Origin of the sequence: Olsenella sp. SW781, assembly GCF_012027725.1 — a bacterium.
GTDB lineage: Bacteria > Actinomycetota > Coriobacteriia > Coriobacteriales > Atopobiaceae > Thermophilibacter.
Genome location: NZ_SJOU01000002.1, coordinates 59,621 through 74,182 on the forward strand (window position 1 = coordinate 59,621; position 14,562 = coordinate 74,182).

Consider the following 14,562-nt stretch of genomic DNA (forward strand, 5'->3'; position numbering starts at 1 on the left):
CTAGGCGGCCGTTTCGGCCTCTTCGCCCACCTTCGGCGTCACCCTGATGCGCGAGAAGTCGAAGACGCCGCCGTGCTTTCCGTCTCGTGTGCCGCCCTTGCGCTTCACGGGGTCGATGCGGACGTCGAGCAGGAAGTCGAGCGCGGCTCGCTTGGTCGCGAGGTCGGCCTCGTGGAATGCTTTCGCCGGGTCGATGGCCTCGGCAACCTCTCGCGGCATGACGGCCCGCGTGGCCTCGTCGGCCTCGCGCCGCTGCTCTACGCGTATGGCCTCGATGCGCTCGCGTGCCCTCTCGCGTCGACCTTGCAGGTCGCGGCCCTCGATGATGCCTTCGTTATATTCTCGCTCCGCCTTCTCGATAAGGCGCTCCTGCCGGGCAACCTCTGCCTCGTAGTCGCGCGACGCTCGTGCTCCGCGCTGGATCACGAACGACGCGCGCACCTCCTCGCGGTCGAGGTACTTCTCGACCAGCACCTCGACGTACTTGTCCGTGTAGCTGGCGAGCGCGCACACGTGGGCGCTCTCGCCGTGCGCGTGGTTCGGGCAGACGTATGAGCCGCCCTTGCCACCTTGGATGTGGAGCGTGTGGCCGCAGACGCCGCAACGGAACAGCCCGCTGCCGATGTGGCGGCGCACCTTCGGCGACATGAGGTTGGTGCGGCGGGCGGAGTCGTCGAGCACGTCCTGCACGCGCCACCACGTCTCGCGGTCGATGATGGGCTCCCACGCGCCGCTGACCGGGTGGCCGTCCCCGTCGAGCCACAGCATCGAGTACCACTTGCCGGAGCCGTCGCCGCCCTTCTTGCTCTTCGAGGTGGGCGTGTACCCGACGTAGGCCGCGTACTTCGGGTTTCGCAGCATGAGCCGCACGGTAGCCGAGTACCACGGCTGCTCGGGCGGCAGCTCGCGGGGCCGGTCAGGGTGCGCCTTATTGAACTCGACGGCCTTTGTGTATGCGGGCCTTGGGACGCACGGCACATCTTCAAGGCCGTCCTCCGCCTCGCCCGATAGGGCACGCGCGATGGCGTCGAGCGACGCGCCGCGAAGAAATGCCCGGTAGACGGCGCGCACGACCTCGGCCTCGTCCTCGACGACGCGGGCCACGCGCAGCCGTCCCTGCTCGTCGCGGTGCATCTCACGAACGTAGCCGATGGGTCGCGCGCCGGTGAAGAGCAGGCCCTTGTCGGCGCGGTCCTTGTTCGCCGCCCGCTGTCGCTCGCCCTTGTGCGCCACCTCGTAGGCGGCGAACGTGGCGCGCATTCGCAGGAACAGCTCGCCCATCGGAGAGCGCGTGTCGAGCGCCATGTCGCCGCCCTTGGCGTCGGCCATGTCGAGTCCGTGGTACTTGCACTGATCGAGCCACCATTCTAGTTGGCGGGGCTGGCGTGTGAGGCGGTCGATGTCCCAAAAAATCACAGCGTTGATGCTGCCGTCCTCGACGGCACGCGTCATCCGCTCGTACTCCGGCCGCTTGCCTCCGGGTTTGCTCGCCGATACGGAGTTGTCGCAGAAGACCTCCTCGACGGGCCACCCGGCGCGCTCGGCCCACTCGCGGCAGTATTTCTCTTGGCGCTCCACGCCCTCCTCGCGGCCGGTCGCATCGAGCGATATACGGGTGTAAATCGCGGCCCTGACGTGTTTCGCCTGTCTCATATGCCGTCTCTCCCTGAACAAGTTTGTGCTGTTCAGGCCTTATTTTATCGCATTCACCTATCTAGCGGAAGATGAGAAGAGCCAGCCGGAGATGGACAAGCTCCTCAAGATGTGCGAGATCTTCGACTGCACGCTCGACGAGCTCGTGACGGGCAACCTCACCGGCCGCACCGCGCCCGCGACGGCCGCGCCCATCCCCGCCGGCCCGCCCACCGACGTCTGCGGCTACGAGGAGCACTGGCGCATGATGGCGCTCAAGGTCCCCACCGGCGTGGCCCTCATCCTTCTGGGCATCGCGCTCGGCCTGCTCTTCGAGGGCTCGGTCGAGCTGGCGTCCTGGAATGGGCGCGACGGCCTCTTCGTGATCATCGTGCTCGTGGGCATCCTCGCTGGCCTCGCGTTTCTCGTGCCCGCGGGCATGGAGCACACGGCGTTCCAGAAGGCGCACCCCTACGTGGAGGACTTCTACACCGACGAGGACCGCGCCGCAGCCCGCCGGCAGTTCTCGACGGCGCTCATCGCTGGCCTCGCGCTCATCTTTGCGGGCATCGGCTGCCTGCTCATGCTCGAGAGGACGGCGGAGAACTGGGGGCTCTTCTTCCTCATGTTCTTCATCGCCCTGGGCGTGTGGTGGATCGTTCGCGGCGGCATGCTGCTCGGGCGCGTCAACGTCGAGGAGTACAACCGCTCCATCGCAGAAGACCTCGAGGTGGAGGATATCGTATCCGCAGAGCTGGACGAGGCGCAGCGCGAGGCTCTTCTCGCCCAGAGGCGGCGTGGCAAGAAGCTCGGCGCCGTGTGCGGCGTCATCATGATCGTGGCCACGATTGTGGGCCTGGCGCTTCTCTTTGCGCCGGTGTTCTCGGCGCCAAACATGGACTCCTGGACCCCGGAGGGCACCTCGGCCATGTGGTTCTGGGTGGCCTGGCCGGTGGGTGGCCTCGTCTGCGGCATCGTGACGCTGCTCTGGGAGGCGTTCGGCCGGGAAGAGTGACGATGAAAAGGGGACGGGTTATTTCTCTCAGGGAATTTGGGACAGGTTATGCCCCGAGGGCATAACCTGTCCCAAATTCCCTGAGAGAAATAACCCGTCCCCTTTTCAAATCACTTCCGCTGCGCCCACGTCGAGAAGGATGCTCTGCTCGGCGATTTCCGCCGGAGCCACGGCCTCCCCAAGGTTCACGCAGGCGTAGGTGGCGCGCGGGTTCTCGGCTGCCATGCGCCAGAAGGGGTACTTAATGATGACGGGGGTGTTGGCGCCCACGCCGATCTCAAGGAGCAGCAGGCGCGAGCCCCGGTGACGGCGGACGAAGTCCCGGTAGTGGGTCGCGGCGGCGTGCCATCCCTCGTCCTCCACGAAGGTGTCGTCCGCGCGCAGGTTCATGGTCATGGGCGCCCCGCAGACGGGGCAGCGCGGCACGAGCCCCGCGGGCACGCGCATGTCGCGCTGCTCGGCGACCATGCGCAGCACCGCGGCCTCGTTGTCGTAGGTGCGCGCGTGGCACGGGACGCCGCACTGCCACAGGCCGTAGTCGCCCTGCGTGTAGAAGAGGCGCCCCTTGGGAAAGCCCGCGCGCTGGAAGCAGTGGTCCACGTTGGTGGTGAGGACGAAGAAGTCCTTCTCGCCCAGCGCCTCGAGCAGGTGCTCGTAGAGCGGGGTGGGCACCGGGTCGTAGCGGTTGATCTTGATGTAGCGGCTCCAGTACGCCCAGCGCTCCTCCTCGGACGGGAAGGGGAAGAACCCGCCGGAGTACATGTCCGTGAAGCCGTACTTCTCGATGAAGTCGGAGAAATGCTCGCGGAAGCGCGCGCCGGAGTATGTGAGCCCGGCTGCTGTGGAGAGCCCGGCCCCGGCTCCCACGAGCACGGCGTCCGCAGCGTCAAGCGCGTCGGCGAGCCGCTCGAGCTCCGTCGAGGAGCTCCTGGTAGATGCGCTGGTCAGAGTCGAGAAAAACATCGAAGATCACCTTGAGCCCGTGGTCGGTGTATACGAGGTGGTCGAGGACGGCGCGCTCGGCGACGCGCGCCGCCTCCTCCTGCGGAAAGCCGAAGACACCCGTTGAGATGCAGCAGAACGCAAGCGTGGAGATGCCGCGGCGCGTTGCCTCCTCGAGGCACGCCCGGTAGCAGCTGGCGAGAAGAACCTCGTCGTGCGGGGTTGGACGGCCGTCCCGCACGATGGGTCCCACGGTGTGGAACACGTACCGGCACGGCAGATTGTGCGCGGACGTGACTTTGACCTCGCCCGTGGGCTCGGCATGCCCCTGCGCCGCCATGAGGCGCGCGCAGTCCAGGCGCAGCTGCATGCCGGCGTAGGTGTGTATCGCGTTGTCGATGCAGTGGTGCCCGGGCACAAAGCACCCGAGCATCTGGTCGTTGGCGGCGTTCACGACGGCGTCTGCCGCGAGGCGCGTGATGTCGCCGCGCCAGAGCGCCACGCGCGAGAACACGGGGTCCGCGGCGTCGACGGGCGGGAGCGCCGTCGCGTCGACCGCCCCGCCGCGCTCGCGCAGGCGCTCCGCGAGGTAGGCGTCCTGCACGGCCAGTGCCTCTGCCGCCACGGGCGCGGGCGGGCGAACGTTCATGAGTGCGCGCAGGAGGGCCCGCTGGTCGTCGGTGCCCTCCGGCACCACGATCTTCTCGCCGTCCTCGCGCTCCGCCAGCAGTACGTCGATGAGATAGCGCCTGCGCTCGTCCTGGGTCATGACCGTCGCCCGCCCTTCTCGCCGCGCCTACTTGCTCACCACGGAGACGCGCTCGCGCACGTGCTCACCGCTCTCGAGAAGGTCGACGATCGCGATGGCGTAGTCGGCGTAGCTCACCGTGGACTGACCGGCCGCGTTGAGCGTGAGCTCCTCGCCGGCCAGCGTGTACGCGCCGGTGCGCTCGCCGTCCGCCTGGAAGTCGGCGGCGGGGGAGACGTAGGTCCACACGACGTCCGTGCGCTCGCGCAGGTTGGCCAGAGCCGCACCGTGGGCGGCCGAGAGCGGCTTCCAGTCCTCGGGGAAGTCAGGGCCCTGGTCCACGGTGGCGGTGTGCTCCGGGTTCACGAAGAGACTGCCCGCTCCGCCCACGACGACGAGGCGCGTGGGCGTGCCGGCCACGCAGTCGGCCAGGTGGATGGCCACGTTGGTGATCGCGGGGATGGTCTCGGGCGTCCAGCCGCCCGCGGCATCCACCACGGCGTCAAAGCCGGCGAGGTCGGCGGCGGTGAGCTCGAGCGCGTCCTTCACGAGACTCTTCTCGGCAGCGGTCTTGTTCTCTCCGCGCACGACGGCGGTGACGTCCATGCCGCGGCGCGCTGCCTCCTCCACCACGAGCTGGCCTACGCGACCGTTGGCGGCGACGACGGCGACCCTGAGATTCTTCTCGGACATTGCGGTTCCTTTCTCTTGCGCTTCTGCGGACACCGGTATAGTCTCTCCTTTGGTGCACAAGAGAAAGTAGGCACAATAAAGTGCGGTAAGTACCCATAGGTAACTATTGGCGGTGAGCAGCGATGAAAGAAACTGCCGAGAAGGACCTCAAGCAGCGTGAGTGGCCCACGTGCCCGGTGGAGACCACGCTCTCGCTCATCGGCGACAAGTGGAAGGCGCTCATCCTGCGCGAGCTTCTGGGCGGCACCAAGCGCTTCGGCGAGCTGCAGCGCGGCGTGGGGCGCGTCTCCCAGAAGGTGCTCACGAGCCAGCTGCGCGCGATGGAGGCCGACGGGCTCGTTCACCGTGAGGTCTTTGCCGAGGTGCCGCCGCGCGTGGAGTACTCGCTCACGCCGCTGGGGGAGAGCCTCGCGCCCGTGATCGACGCGCTCAAGGCATGGGGCGAGGGCTTCAAGGCGCAGCTGGCGGGCTAGCTGGGGCGTCGCTGCAATTCTGTCCCGCGCCTCTGTTACTATGTAGACATGTCTACAAAGGAGGCTCGCACATGGCAACAGCGGTCGTTTCCGGGCGCGTGGACGAAAAGGTCCGTCAGCGCGCTGACGCCTACATCCGCGCGGCGGGATCCACGCCGGCCGAGGTCATCAAGGTGGTCTGGGAGAACATCGCGCGCACGGGCGAGGTGCCGGAGGAGGTGCCGGCGACCGCTGCCCAAGGTCCCATGGAGCGTCTTGCCGAGCTCAGGGAATCCTTCGGCGAGGCCGACTGGCTCGTGAACCTGACCAAGGAAGAGATGCGCGACATGATTGCGAGTCGCTATGCGTGACTTCAACAGCAGGAGACTGCTCTTCGACACCAACGTCCTTCTCGATGCCATGGTTGTTGGGCGGCCACAGTCCAAAGAGGCATGGGCCGTGCTCGACCGTTGCAACGGCGGGGGAGACGTGGGGCTTGCGACCTGCGGGTCGCTCAAGGACGTCTATTTCATTCTGTCGCGCGGCGGCAAGGAGGCGGAGGCACGCGAGACCGTCGAGAAGCTACGCGAGCTGCTCGTGATCGCGCCGATGGGCGCGGAGGAGTGCGAGCTCTCGCTCGGCTGCGGCGAGCCGGACTTTGAGGACGGCCTCATCCGTGCCTGCGCCGAGCTCAACGACGTGGACGTCATCCTCACGCGTGACGCGGACGCGTTCAAGCGCTCCAAGGTCCGCGCCATGACCTGCGCGGAGTACCTCGAGCTCTTTGGCTAGGCAGCCACTCGCTTAATTCAATCCCCATAACCTTATTTAGACAATATCTATTGAGTTGTGTTATCAATGGGGGTGTACTTAATGAAGTATCGTGTTCTCAGGAAACGAATCTCCGAGCTGGCGAAGTCAAAGGGGCTTTTGGTGGTCTGGGAAGAGGGCTCGAGCCACACAAAGGTGTGTGTTGGGAGCAAGCAGACGACAATCCCCCATCATGCTGAGGTGAATGAGATTACTTCTCGCGCGATACTCCGCTACCTGTTTGGGGGCGAGTGACATGGCAAAGGACGTAACGGCGCGAGTGACGCGGAGCGAAGGCTGGTGGGCCATCTCCGTTGAGGAGATTCAGGGTCTGTTCACCCAAGCGCGTAGGCTCGATCAGGTTGCGGACATGGTTCGTGATGCAGCGTCACTTCTTGGTGTTGATGTGGGGACCGTTGAGGTCTTGCCGGTGCTCGACTCTGACTCGCAAAGAATGCTTGAGGAGCTTGAGACGGCGCGCAGGGAGGCTGAGGAGAAGCAGCGTATCTCCTCTGGTCTTACTAGGGAAGTGATTCGCCGGTTTCGCGACGAGGGCCTCACCTTGCGAGATATTGCCTCTCTCGTAGGCCTCTCTCAGCAGCGTGTCGCCGTGCTGAGCAAGGACGCATAGAAGGCGGCTACGAGCTAACCCGCTCAATGAACGCCTGGTAGTCGGCCTCGTTCTGGTCGGCGTAGGCGCGCGCGAAGTCCCACATGGCGTCCTCGAAGGCGTGGCCGTCGTCGAGGTAGGCCGCGATGGCCACCTCGTCTCCGGTGCGGGCGTGCGCGTGCGCGAGCGACCACGCGCAGAGGCGCGCGACGTTCTCGAGGCTCTCCGGACCCACTGCTGCGAGATCGATCGAGCCCTTGCCGTTCCAGAGCTGGCGCACGTAGTAGTCGCGCGCGCCGCCGTCCGGCGTGGGCACGCTCGTCCAGCCCAGCAAAAAGTCGCTCGTGGACTGCACGAGGCGCTGGCCCTCCACCACGCGCTCGCCGTGGCTGGCAAAGCCGCTCGGCCGCCAGTAGCGCTCCACGACCGACTCCTCGGCCTCCTTGACCTGGAGGACCAGCGGGTCGTCCTCGTCACGCCCGGTGAGCAGCGCGATCCAGGCGCGCCGTCCCACCGATCCCACGCCCACGACCTTGCGTGCCGCGTCCTGCAGGCGATAGCGGCCGAGAAGGACGCGGCGGTCGCGGGGGAGGCTCTCGAAGTAGGTATCGAGCAGACCGTGTAGCGCGTGGGAGAGCTGCGCCGCGTCGTAGCCCTGAGCGGACGTGAGCTCGGCGAGCGGCACCAGCTCCGGCGGCCGTGTGTCAAAGCGGAGGCGCTCCCCGTCACGCACCGTGAGGCGGTCGGCCGCGCGCACGCTGTCCTTCTCGCGTGCCTTCTCCACGACCTTGCGGATGGTTCGGCCGGTCTTGCCGTCAAGCTCAAACTCGTCGAGCACGCGCTCCACGTCGAGGTGGGCGTGCCAGACGTCGAGCTCGCCCATCTCGGCGAAGCGCGCCATCGTTCGACGGTACTGCTTGGCGCAGGCGCGCACGGCGTCGCGGCGGTCGGCCTTGGAGAAGCCGCGGTCGCGCCCGCAGATCTCAATGCTCGCCACGAGGCGCATGACGTCCCACTCCCAGGGTCCGGGCACGGTCTCGTCGAAGTCGTTGACGTCAAAGACGAGGTGGCGCGTGTGGCTCATGAAGATGCCGAAGTTGCCGATGTGCGCGTCGCCGATGCACTGCACCTCGAGGCCGGTGACGGGCATCGTGGCGAGGTCGGCAGCCATGATGACGGCACTGCCGCGGTAGAACGTAAACGGCGAGACGCCCATGCGCTCGTAGCGCAGCGGCACGAGGCTCGGGTCGCGTGTGGTGGACTGCTGCTCGATGAGGTCGATGGCGGGCTCGCTGGATTCGCGCTGCTCCCAGGCGCCGAGCGAGGCAATCGGGCAGGCCTCGCGTGCGGCAAGCCCTGTGGCGCGGCGCTCCTCGACCGTGGGCGCCGGCCGGTAGAGCACCGCCTGCGAGCTGGGCGTGGCGTTCTTCTCGATTATCTCGAGCTCGTCCATGCGAGTCCTTTCGTGTGACAATGGGGACAGGTTCGATTGTCACATAAGGGGGATGGCATTTTGGAGAGCGGCTGGAAGCTCAAGCTGGCGTGCGTGTGGGGCGGCGAGCTCGTCTCGGTGCTCACGAGCTCCATCCTGCAGATGGGCTTCGTCTGGCACATCACGCTCACGACTAACTCGGCGAGCATGCTTTCCTTGGCATCGCTCGCGGGCTTTCTGCCGCTTGCGCTGTTCGGCACCTTCGCGGGGACCATCGTGGACCGCCTGCCGCTCAAAGTCACGCTCATCGGCGCAGACCTCTTCATCGCGGCGGTGAGCGCCGTCGTGGCGGCGATCTCGCTCACGGGCACGCTTCCCGTGTGGGTGGTCATGGTCGCGCTCTTTGTGCGGGCTATCGGCAGCTCTCTGCACACTCCGGCCTTCCAGGCGCTCACGCCGCTCGTGGCGCCTGCCGAGCACCTCACGCGCCTCGCGGGCGTGACGCAGGCAGTGCAGTCGGGCGGCTACATCCTCGGCACGGCCATCGCGGCGGTGATATACCCGCTCTGGGGGCTCACGGCCATGATCGCGCTCGACGTCGCAGGCGCGCTCTTCGCCACGGTCGCGGTTCTGGCGGCACGGCTCGACGTGGGCGGCGCTGTCCGGGGCGAGGCAGCAGGCGAGAAGAACCTCGGCCTTGTGGCCCAGGCCCGTTCCCTCGCGGCTGAGACCGCCGACGGCTACCGCGTTCTGCGCGGCTACCGCGGCCTCTTCGCACTGCTCTGGTGCGGTTTCGTCTTCACGCTGGTCTTCTCGCCCATCTCGGCGCTCTTCCCGCTCATGACGCTCGACCACTTCGGTGGCACCACGGGAGACGCCGCCACGGCGGAGATCGTGTTCTCGGTGGGCATGATCGCGGGCTCGGCGCTGCTCGCGGCCACGGGCGGCCTCAGGAACCGCGCGCTCACCGTCGTGGCGGCGACGGCGCTCTACGGCGTAGCCACGCTCGTGGCGGGCATGCTCGGGGCGGGCGGCTTCGTGGCGTTTCTCGCCATGAGCTTCCTCATGGGCCTGAGCTCGCCGTTCTACTCCGGCCCGCAGACCGCCCTCATGCAGGAGAAGGTCCCGCCCGAGTATTTGGGCCGCGTCTTCGGCCTCTACGGCGCCATCATGTCCTGGGCGATGCCGCTTGGGCTGGCGTTCTCGTCGCTCTTCGCGGACGCGGTGGGCGCACCGGCGTGGTTTGTGGGAGCCGGCGCCGCGATGGTTCTTCTCGCCTGCGTGACCTGGGCAATCCCCGCCATCCGCCACATCGAGTAAAAGGGGACGGGTTTTTCCTCTCAGCGAATCTGGGACAGGTGCCGCCCGCGGGCGCGACCTGTCCCAGATTCGCTGAGAGGAAAAACCCGTCCCCTTTTACCTACCGGACGGCACTCATGAGTGTCGGCCAAGCGACTTGCTGCAGCCGGCACTTCTCGACATATCGCGAGAAGAAGCCGACACTCCTCGCCATAACCTGTCAACTCGGCCGACACTCCTGGCGGGCACTCATGAGTGTCGGCGCGTAAGGGCCATTACCCCCAGCTCTCGCTCACGATTCCCAGCGTGAGTCCATCGCGACTGCCGGCATAGTACTTGTCCAGCACGGCGCCAAAGACGGGGTCTGTGCCCGTGAGCTCGAAGAGCGTCATCGACGAGCGGACCTTGAGCGCGTCGATGTCTCCCAGCACGGCCGCGGGGTCGCTTCCCGGCAGGGCGAGAAGTGCGTGCGAGATTTTAAGAAGACGCGCCCTGAGCAGGGGATGGTTGACGTATGCGTCAAGCTCCCCGCGGCTGGCGATGCCGTAGCGCTCCGCCATGGGGCTGCGGCCGAGCCCGTGCGCCTGCGGGAAGACGAACCAGATCCAGTGACCCCGCTTGCGACCGGCGCGAATCTCGCCGAGCGCCCGTTCGTAGACGTCGCCGTCCTGCGCTCGGACGAAGCGCTCGATGTCAAAGCCTGCGGTCATGCGATGCCCCTTTCCTTTGTCAGATAATAGACCCGTCGCCTGCCGAGAAGAACGGAGGGTCGCATGTCCTACTGCGACTGGGATACCACCGACGAGCTCTGCCTGCGCTACCACGACGAGGAGTGGGGCGTGCCCCTGCACGACGACCGCGGGCAGTTCGAGTTCCTCTCGCTCGAGGTCATGCAGTGCGGGCTCAACTGGACCATGATGCTGCATAAGCGCGAGGTGTTCCGCGCATGCTTCTCCGGCTTTGACTTTGACGCCGTGGCGGCGTTTGGCCCGGAGGACGTAGAGCGCATCCTAGAGACGCCGGGAATGATCCGTTCCCGCCGCAAGGTCGAGGCCACCATCAACAACGCGCGCTGCTTCCAGCGCGTGCGCGAGGAGTTCGGCAGCTTCGACGCCTACCTCTGGGGCTTCTCCGACGGCAAGACGATCCTCTACAACAAGCACGCCGACGGGTGGATTCCCGTGAGCAACGGCCTCTCGGCGCGCGTGGCCGCCGACCTCAAGCACCGAGGCTTCAAGTACCTGGGCCCCACGACGGTCTACTCGCACCTTCAGGCCTGCGGCATCATCAATGACCACGGTCGCGACTGCCCGCGCTACGCCGCGGTGAACGCCATGGGCCCCACCGTCGAGAGGCGCCGCCACCTCGAGAAGGACGTCCGGCACTACGAATGAGTCAAAAGGGACAGTCACTTTTGACTCATTCGCGTGCGAGAGAGGAGTCGTAGCAATGACCAAGCTTCCGTATCTGGCGAGCGGCGCCTCGCTGTGGAGAGGTTACGACTACTACACCGCTCGCAAGGTGCTCTCGTGGGAGCCCTCGGGACCAGGGGATTATCCGCAACAGTTCGAAGGGGTCGTCTCGGGAAACGGCGATACGCCCTATGAGGTGCACATCGACATAGCGCATCCCAAGAAGTCGACCTGCACCTGCCCCTTTGCTGAGGGTCGCCATGTTATCTGCAAGCACATGGTCGCGCTCTACTTCACCGTCTATCCCGCCGAGGCAGATGAGCTTCTGCATGCTGAGGAGCGGTGGGCGGCGGAGGAGGCTGCCCGCGAGGAGGCCCATCGTGCAGAGACGTGGCAGTACGTGAGGGGCCTCAAGAAGGCCGAGCTTCAGGAGGAGCTCTACCGAGCGCTGCTCGAGATTGACGACCTGCGTGACCGTCGTCGTTGGTGGTAGTAAAAAAGTGACCATTCGAGAGAACATGTGTTTCATAATATGTTATACTCTCGTCAAGGTACGAGGGCGACAAGAGCGGCACGGAGGCCCCCAATGGTACGTGCCGGCGGGTGACTAGGGGTAATAGGGACTGGTCACACTTGTTTGTCTCGGGTGGGTTGGTACGCCCATCTTCCGGCACCCGCAAAGTCCGGAGCTCACAGTCTGTGCAGGTTGGTTTGCCGTGAGTGAGACGGGGGTTCAGCTATGGCCAAGAAGTCCATCAAGCAGTTTGACGAGAAGAACGACGAGCGAGTCTACGTGTCCGTTCGCGAGACATTGGAGTCCGCGCGCGGCAAGGTGGAGCGTGCTGTCAACAGCGCCATGGTCGAGGCGTATTGGGAGATCGGGCGCCAGATCGTGGAGGCGACGGGGGAGCGTGCGGAGTACGGGAAGCATCTGGTGCAGTACCTGGCGGAGAGGCTGACTGCGGAGTACGGGAAGGGGTTTACGCCGAGGAATCTCTATCAGATGCAGCAGTTCTATCTTGCGTTTCCAAAAGTGCACGCGCTGCGTGCACAATTGAGCTGGACGCACTATCGTAGGCTGATGCGTATCCCTGATCAGGAGCAGCGCGAGTTTTACATGAACGCTGCGGCAGACGAGCGCTGGACTTCTCGTCAGCTCGACCACCAGATCGCAACGTTCTACCGTGAGCGCCTCCTCTCTTCGCAGGGTGAGAAGCGCGAGCTCATCCGCACCGAGATTCAGCGTTCCGAGCCCGTGACGGGGGCAGACGACTTCATCAAGGACCCGTACGTCCTGGACTTCCTGGACCTGGGCGGTCGCACGGACTTTGATGAGCACCAGCTCGAGCAGGCACTCATGACGAGGCTGCAGGAGTTCATGCTGGAGCTGGGGCGCGGCTTCGCCTTTGTTGGACGTCAGTACCGGCTCGATGGCGAACAGGCAAGCCACTATGTTGACCTCGTCTTCTACAACATCAAGCTTAAGTGCTACGTGCTCATCGAGCTCAAGACTCGTCCGCTCAACGCCAAGGACGTAGGGCAGATGGACTTCTACGTCCGGCTGTTCAACGAGAAGTACGCGGGTACTGACGACAACCCGACCATCGGTCTCATCCTTTGCTCGAGCTCAGACCGAACGGTGGCGAAGTACTCTGCTCTCGCCGACGGCAAGGGACTCTTCGCGTCGAGCTACGTCACGTGCCTGCCCACCGAGGAGGAGCTGACCGACGCCCTCGAGCCCACGCGCCGCGCGATCGCCGAGGCCCGTGCGGAGCGAGGCGAGGAATAACCATCGGGCGCCCGTCTGTCAGTTTGGAGACGGGCGCCAACTAGAAAACCGCAAAATGGGCTAGAGCACCCGCTCCATGAGAACGGCGACGTAGTGTGGCGTGCTCGCGACCTCCCCGGTGGGCTCGAAGCCGAGCTTGGCCCAAAACTTCCGCGCCGGCTCGTTGCCCTCGATGTACGCCAGGCGCACGCGAGAGAGGCCCTCGGCTCGCAGCCTGCGGAGCTCGGCGCGCATGATCAGCGTGCCGACTCCACGTCCATGCCACGCTCCGTCGACCATGAGAAGCCCCACGTAGGCCGACCGCTCGTCGGGGTAGCCGCGGACGACGTCCATGACGGCGACGAGCTCCCCCTGCGCAAGGAAGCCGAGAAACTCCTTCTGGTCGGCCTGGCATCCGGGCGGCGGCTCGCGGAGAGCCTGGGCCAGGTTCTCGAGCGTCGGCCTCTCGCCGTAGAGCTCGTAGTACGCGGGATTGCTCTCGCAGAGGGCAAGGAGCGCGGGAAGGTCCTCGTCGGTGAGCCTGCGTCGAACAAAGGGGGAGAGGTCAACCATGCGCACGGTGCAACCATGCTCGCGCAGTAGCGCGATCAGGTCCGCCGTGGCGAGAAGGACGGTCGCGGTGTTGTCGCACGGGTGGACGGTCACGTGTCCGGCATCGACGAGTTCCTGGTCGATTACGACCTCCACGCGCCCTCGGCCATCGTTCAGCGCGCCGAGCGGCGTGACGGAGCCGGGCGCGAGGCCGAGCATCGAGCGCAGGTCCCTCTCGCTCGCAAACGAGAGGCGGCGAGAGCCCAGGCGTTCCTGGACCTCTCGCAGCGAGACGTCCTTCTCGTCCGGAAGGCAGACGAGGTAGTACGCGCGGTGCTTGTCGTCCCGCAGGAAGAGGTTCTTGGCGCCGAGCTCCTGGTGGGGGATGCCCGCGGCGTGCGCCTGCCCCACGGTGAAGACCGCCTCGTGCTCGTAGAGCTCGTAGGCGATTCCGGCCCGGTCGAGCAGCGCGATCGTCTCCGCCTTGCCGTAGGCGTGCAAAAGTGCCTGTCCCTTTTGCACGTCAGCGCTCGAGCTTGCGGATGACGGAGATGGAGGGGCTGACCTCGGCGGCAAAGGCGTCGAAGTCGTCGTAGGTGCCGACGATGCTGCCGTAGTGGGTGGGCACCACGACGGCGGGGCGCAGGGCGTTCACGAAGGCCGCGGCCTGACGCGGGTCGCAGGTGTAGGTGCCGCCGATCGGCACGAGCGCGACGTCGCAGCTCACCGTCTCGTTGTCCGGGTTCTGGTCCGTGTCGCCGGAGACGTAGTAGCGCGTGGGCTCGTCGTCGAGCGTGACCACGTAGCCGAGCCAGCCGTTCTCACGCGGGTGCATGCCCAGGCGCTCGGGCTCCACGTTGTAGGCGGGCACGGCCTCCACGCAGATCCCCGGCAGCTCGATCTTCTCGCCCGCGTCCATGAGGTGCGTTGCGGCGGCGCCCAGCCCCGCCACCTCGCCGGCCATGCTCGCTGGCGCCACGACCACGGTCTTCTCGCCGGCGACGCGCGCGTAGTCCTCGGGCGAGAGGTGGTCGTAGTGGGCGTGGGTGATCAGCACGTAGTCCGCGTCGTGCGCGGCCTCGGCGTCAGTTAGCGCAAAGGGGTCGAAGTAGGCGACGGTGCCGCCCGCCCCCTCGACCCGGATGGCGCTCTGGGTGAACACGCGGACGTTCTCGAGGCTGCTCATGGCGGCTCCCC

At 66.1% G+C, this 14,562-nt stretch carries 17 protein-coding genes; 9 read left to right on the top strand and 8 right to left on the bottom strand.

Translation table 11 applies throughout. The features are described from left to right. The gene (locus E0L17_RS01410; RefSeq protein WP_167929511.1) at positions 1-1,653 is read right to left on the bottom strand and encodes a recombinase family protein; all 1,653 of its coding nucleotides are present in this window, start codon (positions 1,651-1,653) and stop codon (positions 1-3) included. 91 nt (positions 1,654-1,744) lie between these two features. On the opposite strand from E0L17_RS01410, the gene E0L17_RS01415 reads away from it, so the two are divergent. Then, the gene (locus E0L17_RS01415) at positions 1,745-2,647 is read left to right on the top strand and encodes an XRE family transcriptional regulator (protein WP_167929512.1); all 903 of its coding nucleotides are present in this window, start codon (positions 1,745-1,747) and stop codon (positions 2,645-2,647) included. Between the two features lie 105 nt (positions 2,648-2,752). On the opposite strand, the gene E0L17_RS01420 is transcribed toward E0L17_RS01415, so the two are convergent. The 3 genes from E0L17_RS01420 to E0L17_RS01430 are packed head-to-tail and all read right to left on the bottom strand — an operon-like array spanning position 2,753 to position 5,030. Beyond that, positions 2,753-3,610 (bottom strand): SIR2 family NAD-dependent protein deacylase, encoded by an 858-nt coding sequence (locus E0L17_RS01420; protein ID WP_167929513.1) that lies wholly within the window; start codon positions 3,608-3,610, stop codon positions 2,753-2,755. Further along, the gene (locus E0L17_RS01425; RefSeq protein WP_167929514.1) at positions 3,534-4,358 is read right to left on the bottom strand and encodes a protein-ADP-ribose hydrolase; all 825 of its coding nucleotides are present in this window, start codon (positions 4,356-4,358) and stop codon (positions 3,534-3,536) included. The genes E0L17_RS01420 and E0L17_RS01425 overlap by 77 nt, the downstream gene beginning before the upstream one ends. A gap of 27 nt (positions 4,359-4,385) precedes the next feature. Next, positions 4,386-5,030 (bottom strand): NAD(P)-dependent oxidoreductase, encoded by a 645-nt coding sequence (locus E0L17_RS01430; protein WP_167929515.1) that lies wholly within the window; start codon positions 5,028-5,030, stop codon positions 4,386-4,388. Between the two features lie 122 nt (positions 5,031-5,152). Here E0L17_RS01430 and E0L17_RS01435 point away from each other — a divergent pair, with 122 nt between their 5' ends. The 4 genes from E0L17_RS01435 to E0L17_RS01450 all read left to right on the top strand — a co-directional run bounded on the left by E0L17_RS01435 (position 5,153) and on the right by E0L17_RS01450 (position 6,923). Next, on the top strand, positions 5,153-5,503 hold the full coding sequence (locus E0L17_RS01435) for a winged helix-turn-helix transcriptional regulator (protein ID WP_167929516.1): 351 nt from the start codon (positions 5,153-5,155) through the stop codon (positions 5,501-5,503). 71 nt (positions 5,504-5,574) lie between these two features. Further along, positions 5,575-5,853, top strand: coding sequence for a type II toxin-antitoxin system RelB/DinJ family antitoxin (locus E0L17_RS01440; RefSeq protein ID WP_167929517.1), 279 nt, complete (start codon positions 5,575-5,577; stop codon positions 5,851-5,853). After that, positions 5,846-6,274, top strand: a complete 429-nt coding sequence (locus E0L17_RS01445) for a type II toxin-antitoxin system VapC family toxin (RefSeq protein ID WP_167929518.1) — start codon at positions 5,846-5,848, stop codon at positions 6,272-6,274. Before E0L17_RS01440 ends, E0L17_RS01445 begins: the two co-directional genes overlap by 8 nt. A gap of 274 nt (positions 6,275-6,548) precedes the next feature. Then, on the top strand, positions 6,549-6,923 hold the full coding sequence (locus E0L17_RS01450; protein ID WP_167929519.1) for an XRE family transcriptional regulator: 375 nt from the start codon (positions 6,549-6,551) through the stop codon (positions 6,921-6,923). A gap of 7 nt (positions 6,924-6,930) precedes the next feature. On the opposite strand, the gene E0L17_RS01455 is transcribed toward E0L17_RS01450, so the two are convergent. Beyond that, complete coding sequence (locus E0L17_RS01455; RefSeq protein WP_167929520.1) at positions 6,931-8,355, bottom strand: DUF2252 domain-containing protein; 1,425 nt, start codon at positions 8,353-8,355, stop codon at positions 6,931-6,933. Positions 8,356-8,415: 60 nt separating this feature from the next. Here E0L17_RS01455 and E0L17_RS01460 point away from each other — a divergent pair, with 60 nt between their 5' ends. Beyond that, the gene (locus E0L17_RS01460) at positions 8,416-9,654 is read left to right on the top strand and encodes an MFS transporter (RefSeq protein WP_286163204.1); all 1,239 of its coding nucleotides are present in this window, start codon (positions 8,416-8,418) and stop codon (positions 9,652-9,654) included. Between the two features lie 254 nt (positions 9,655-9,908). On the opposite strand, the gene E0L17_RS01465 is transcribed toward E0L17_RS01460, so the two are convergent. After that, positions 9,909-10,343: a DUF1810 domain-containing protein gene (locus E0L17_RS01465; RefSeq protein WP_167929522.1), complete on the bottom strand. Its 435-nt coding sequence runs from the start codon at positions 10,341-10,343 to the stop codon at positions 9,909-9,911. A 63-nt stretch (positions 10,344-10,406) separates the two neighbouring features. On the opposite strand from E0L17_RS01465, the gene E0L17_RS01470 reads away from it, so the two are divergent. The 3 genes from E0L17_RS01470 to E0L17_RS01480 all read left to right on the top strand — a co-directional run bounded on the left by E0L17_RS01470 (position 10,407) and on the right by E0L17_RS01480 (position 12,834). Continuing rightward, positions 10,407-11,027, top strand: coding sequence for a DNA-3-methyladenine glycosylase I (locus tag E0L17_RS01470; RefSeq protein WP_167929523.1), 621 nt, complete (start codon positions 10,407-10,409; stop codon positions 11,025-11,027). Positions 11,028-11,082: 55 nt separating this feature from the next. Further along, entirely contained in the window at positions 11,083-11,538 is a 456-nt protein-coding gene (locus E0L17_RS01475; RefSeq protein ID WP_167929524.1) for an SWIM zinc finger family protein, read from the top strand. A gap of 246 nt (positions 11,539-11,784) precedes the next feature. Then, complete coding sequence (locus E0L17_RS01480; RefSeq protein WP_167929525.1) at positions 11,785-12,834, top strand: PDDEXK nuclease domain-containing protein; 1,050 nt, start codon at positions 11,785-11,787, stop codon at positions 12,832-12,834. A gap of 60 nt (positions 12,835-12,894) precedes the next feature. On the opposite strand, the gene E0L17_RS01485 is transcribed toward E0L17_RS01480, so the two are convergent. Both E0L17_RS01485 and E0L17_RS01490 read right to left on the bottom strand, forming a co-directional pair. After that, positions 12,895-13,887, bottom strand: a complete 993-nt coding sequence (locus E0L17_RS01485) for a GNAT family N-acetyltransferase (protein WP_167929526.1) — start codon at positions 13,885-13,887, stop codon at positions 12,895-12,897. A gap of 1 nt (position 13,888) precedes the next feature. Next, the gene (locus tag E0L17_RS01490; RefSeq protein ID WP_167929527.1) at positions 13,889-14,551 is read right to left on the bottom strand and encodes an MBL fold metallo-hydrolase; all 663 of its coding nucleotides are present in this window, start codon (positions 14,549-14,551) and stop codon (positions 13,889-13,891) included. Positions 14,552-14,562: the final 11 nt, after the last annotated feature.

What these genes read in the sequence shown, in the direction of transcription:
- E0L17_RS01410 (WP_167929511.1), bottom strand. Translation starts at nt 1,653, where the DNA reads ATGAGACAGGCGAAACACGTCAGGGCCGCGATTTACACCCGTATATCG.
- E0L17_RS01415 (WP_167929512.1), top strand. Translation starts at nt 1,745, where the DNA reads ATGGACAAGCTCCTCAAGATGTGCGAGATCTTCGACTGCACGCTCGAC.
- E0L17_RS01420 (WP_167929513.1), bottom strand. Translation starts at nt 3,610, where the DNA reads ATGTTTTTCTCGACTCTGACCAGCGCATCTACCAGGAGCTCCTCGACG.
- E0L17_RS01425 (WP_167929514.1), bottom strand. Translation starts at nt 4,358, where the DNA reads ATGACCCAGGACGAGCGCAGGCGCTATCTCATCGACGTACTGCTGGCG.
- E0L17_RS01430 (WP_167929515.1), bottom strand. Translation starts at nt 5,030, where the DNA reads ATGTCCGAGAAGAATCTCAGGGTCGCCGTCGTCGCCGCCAACGGTCGC.
- E0L17_RS01435 (WP_167929516.1), top strand. Translation starts at nt 5,153, where the DNA reads ATGAAAGAAACTGCCGAGAAGGACCTCAAGCAGCGTGAGTGGCCCACG.
- E0L17_RS01440 (WP_167929517.1), top strand. Translation starts at nt 5,575, where the DNA reads ATGGCAACAGCGGTCGTTTCCGGGCGCGTGGACGAAAAGGTCCGTCAG.
- E0L17_RS01445 (WP_167929518.1), top strand. Translation starts at nt 5,846, where the DNA reads ATGCGTGACTTCAACAGCAGGAGACTGCTCTTCGACACCAACGTCCTT.
- E0L17_RS01450 (WP_167929519.1), top strand. Translation starts at nt 6,549, where the DNA reads ATGGCAAAGGACGTAACGGCGCGAGTGACGCGGAGCGAAGGCTGGTGG.
- E0L17_RS01455 (WP_167929520.1), bottom strand. Translation starts at nt 8,355, where the DNA reads ATGGACGAGCTCGAGATAATCGAGAAGAACGCCACGCCCAGCTCGCAG.
- E0L17_RS01465 (WP_167929522.1), bottom strand. Translation starts at nt 10,343, where the DNA reads ATGACCGCAGGCTTTGACATCGAGCGCTTCGTCCGAGCGCAGGACGGC.
- E0L17_RS01470 (WP_167929523.1), top strand. Translation starts at nt 10,407, where the DNA reads ATGTCCTACTGCGACTGGGATACCACCGACGAGCTCTGCCTGCGCTAC.
- E0L17_RS01475 (WP_167929524.1), top strand. Translation starts at nt 11,083, where the DNA reads ATGACCAAGCTTCCGTATCTGGCGAGCGGCGCCTCGCTGTGGAGAGGT.
- E0L17_RS01480 (WP_167929525.1), top strand. Translation starts at nt 11,785, where the DNA reads ATGGCCAAGAAGTCCATCAAGCAGTTTGACGAGAAGAACGACGAGCGA.
- E0L17_RS01490 (WP_167929527.1), bottom strand. Translation starts at nt 14,551, where the DNA reads ATGAGCAGCCTCGAGAACGTCCGCGTGTTCACCCAGAGCGCCATCCGG.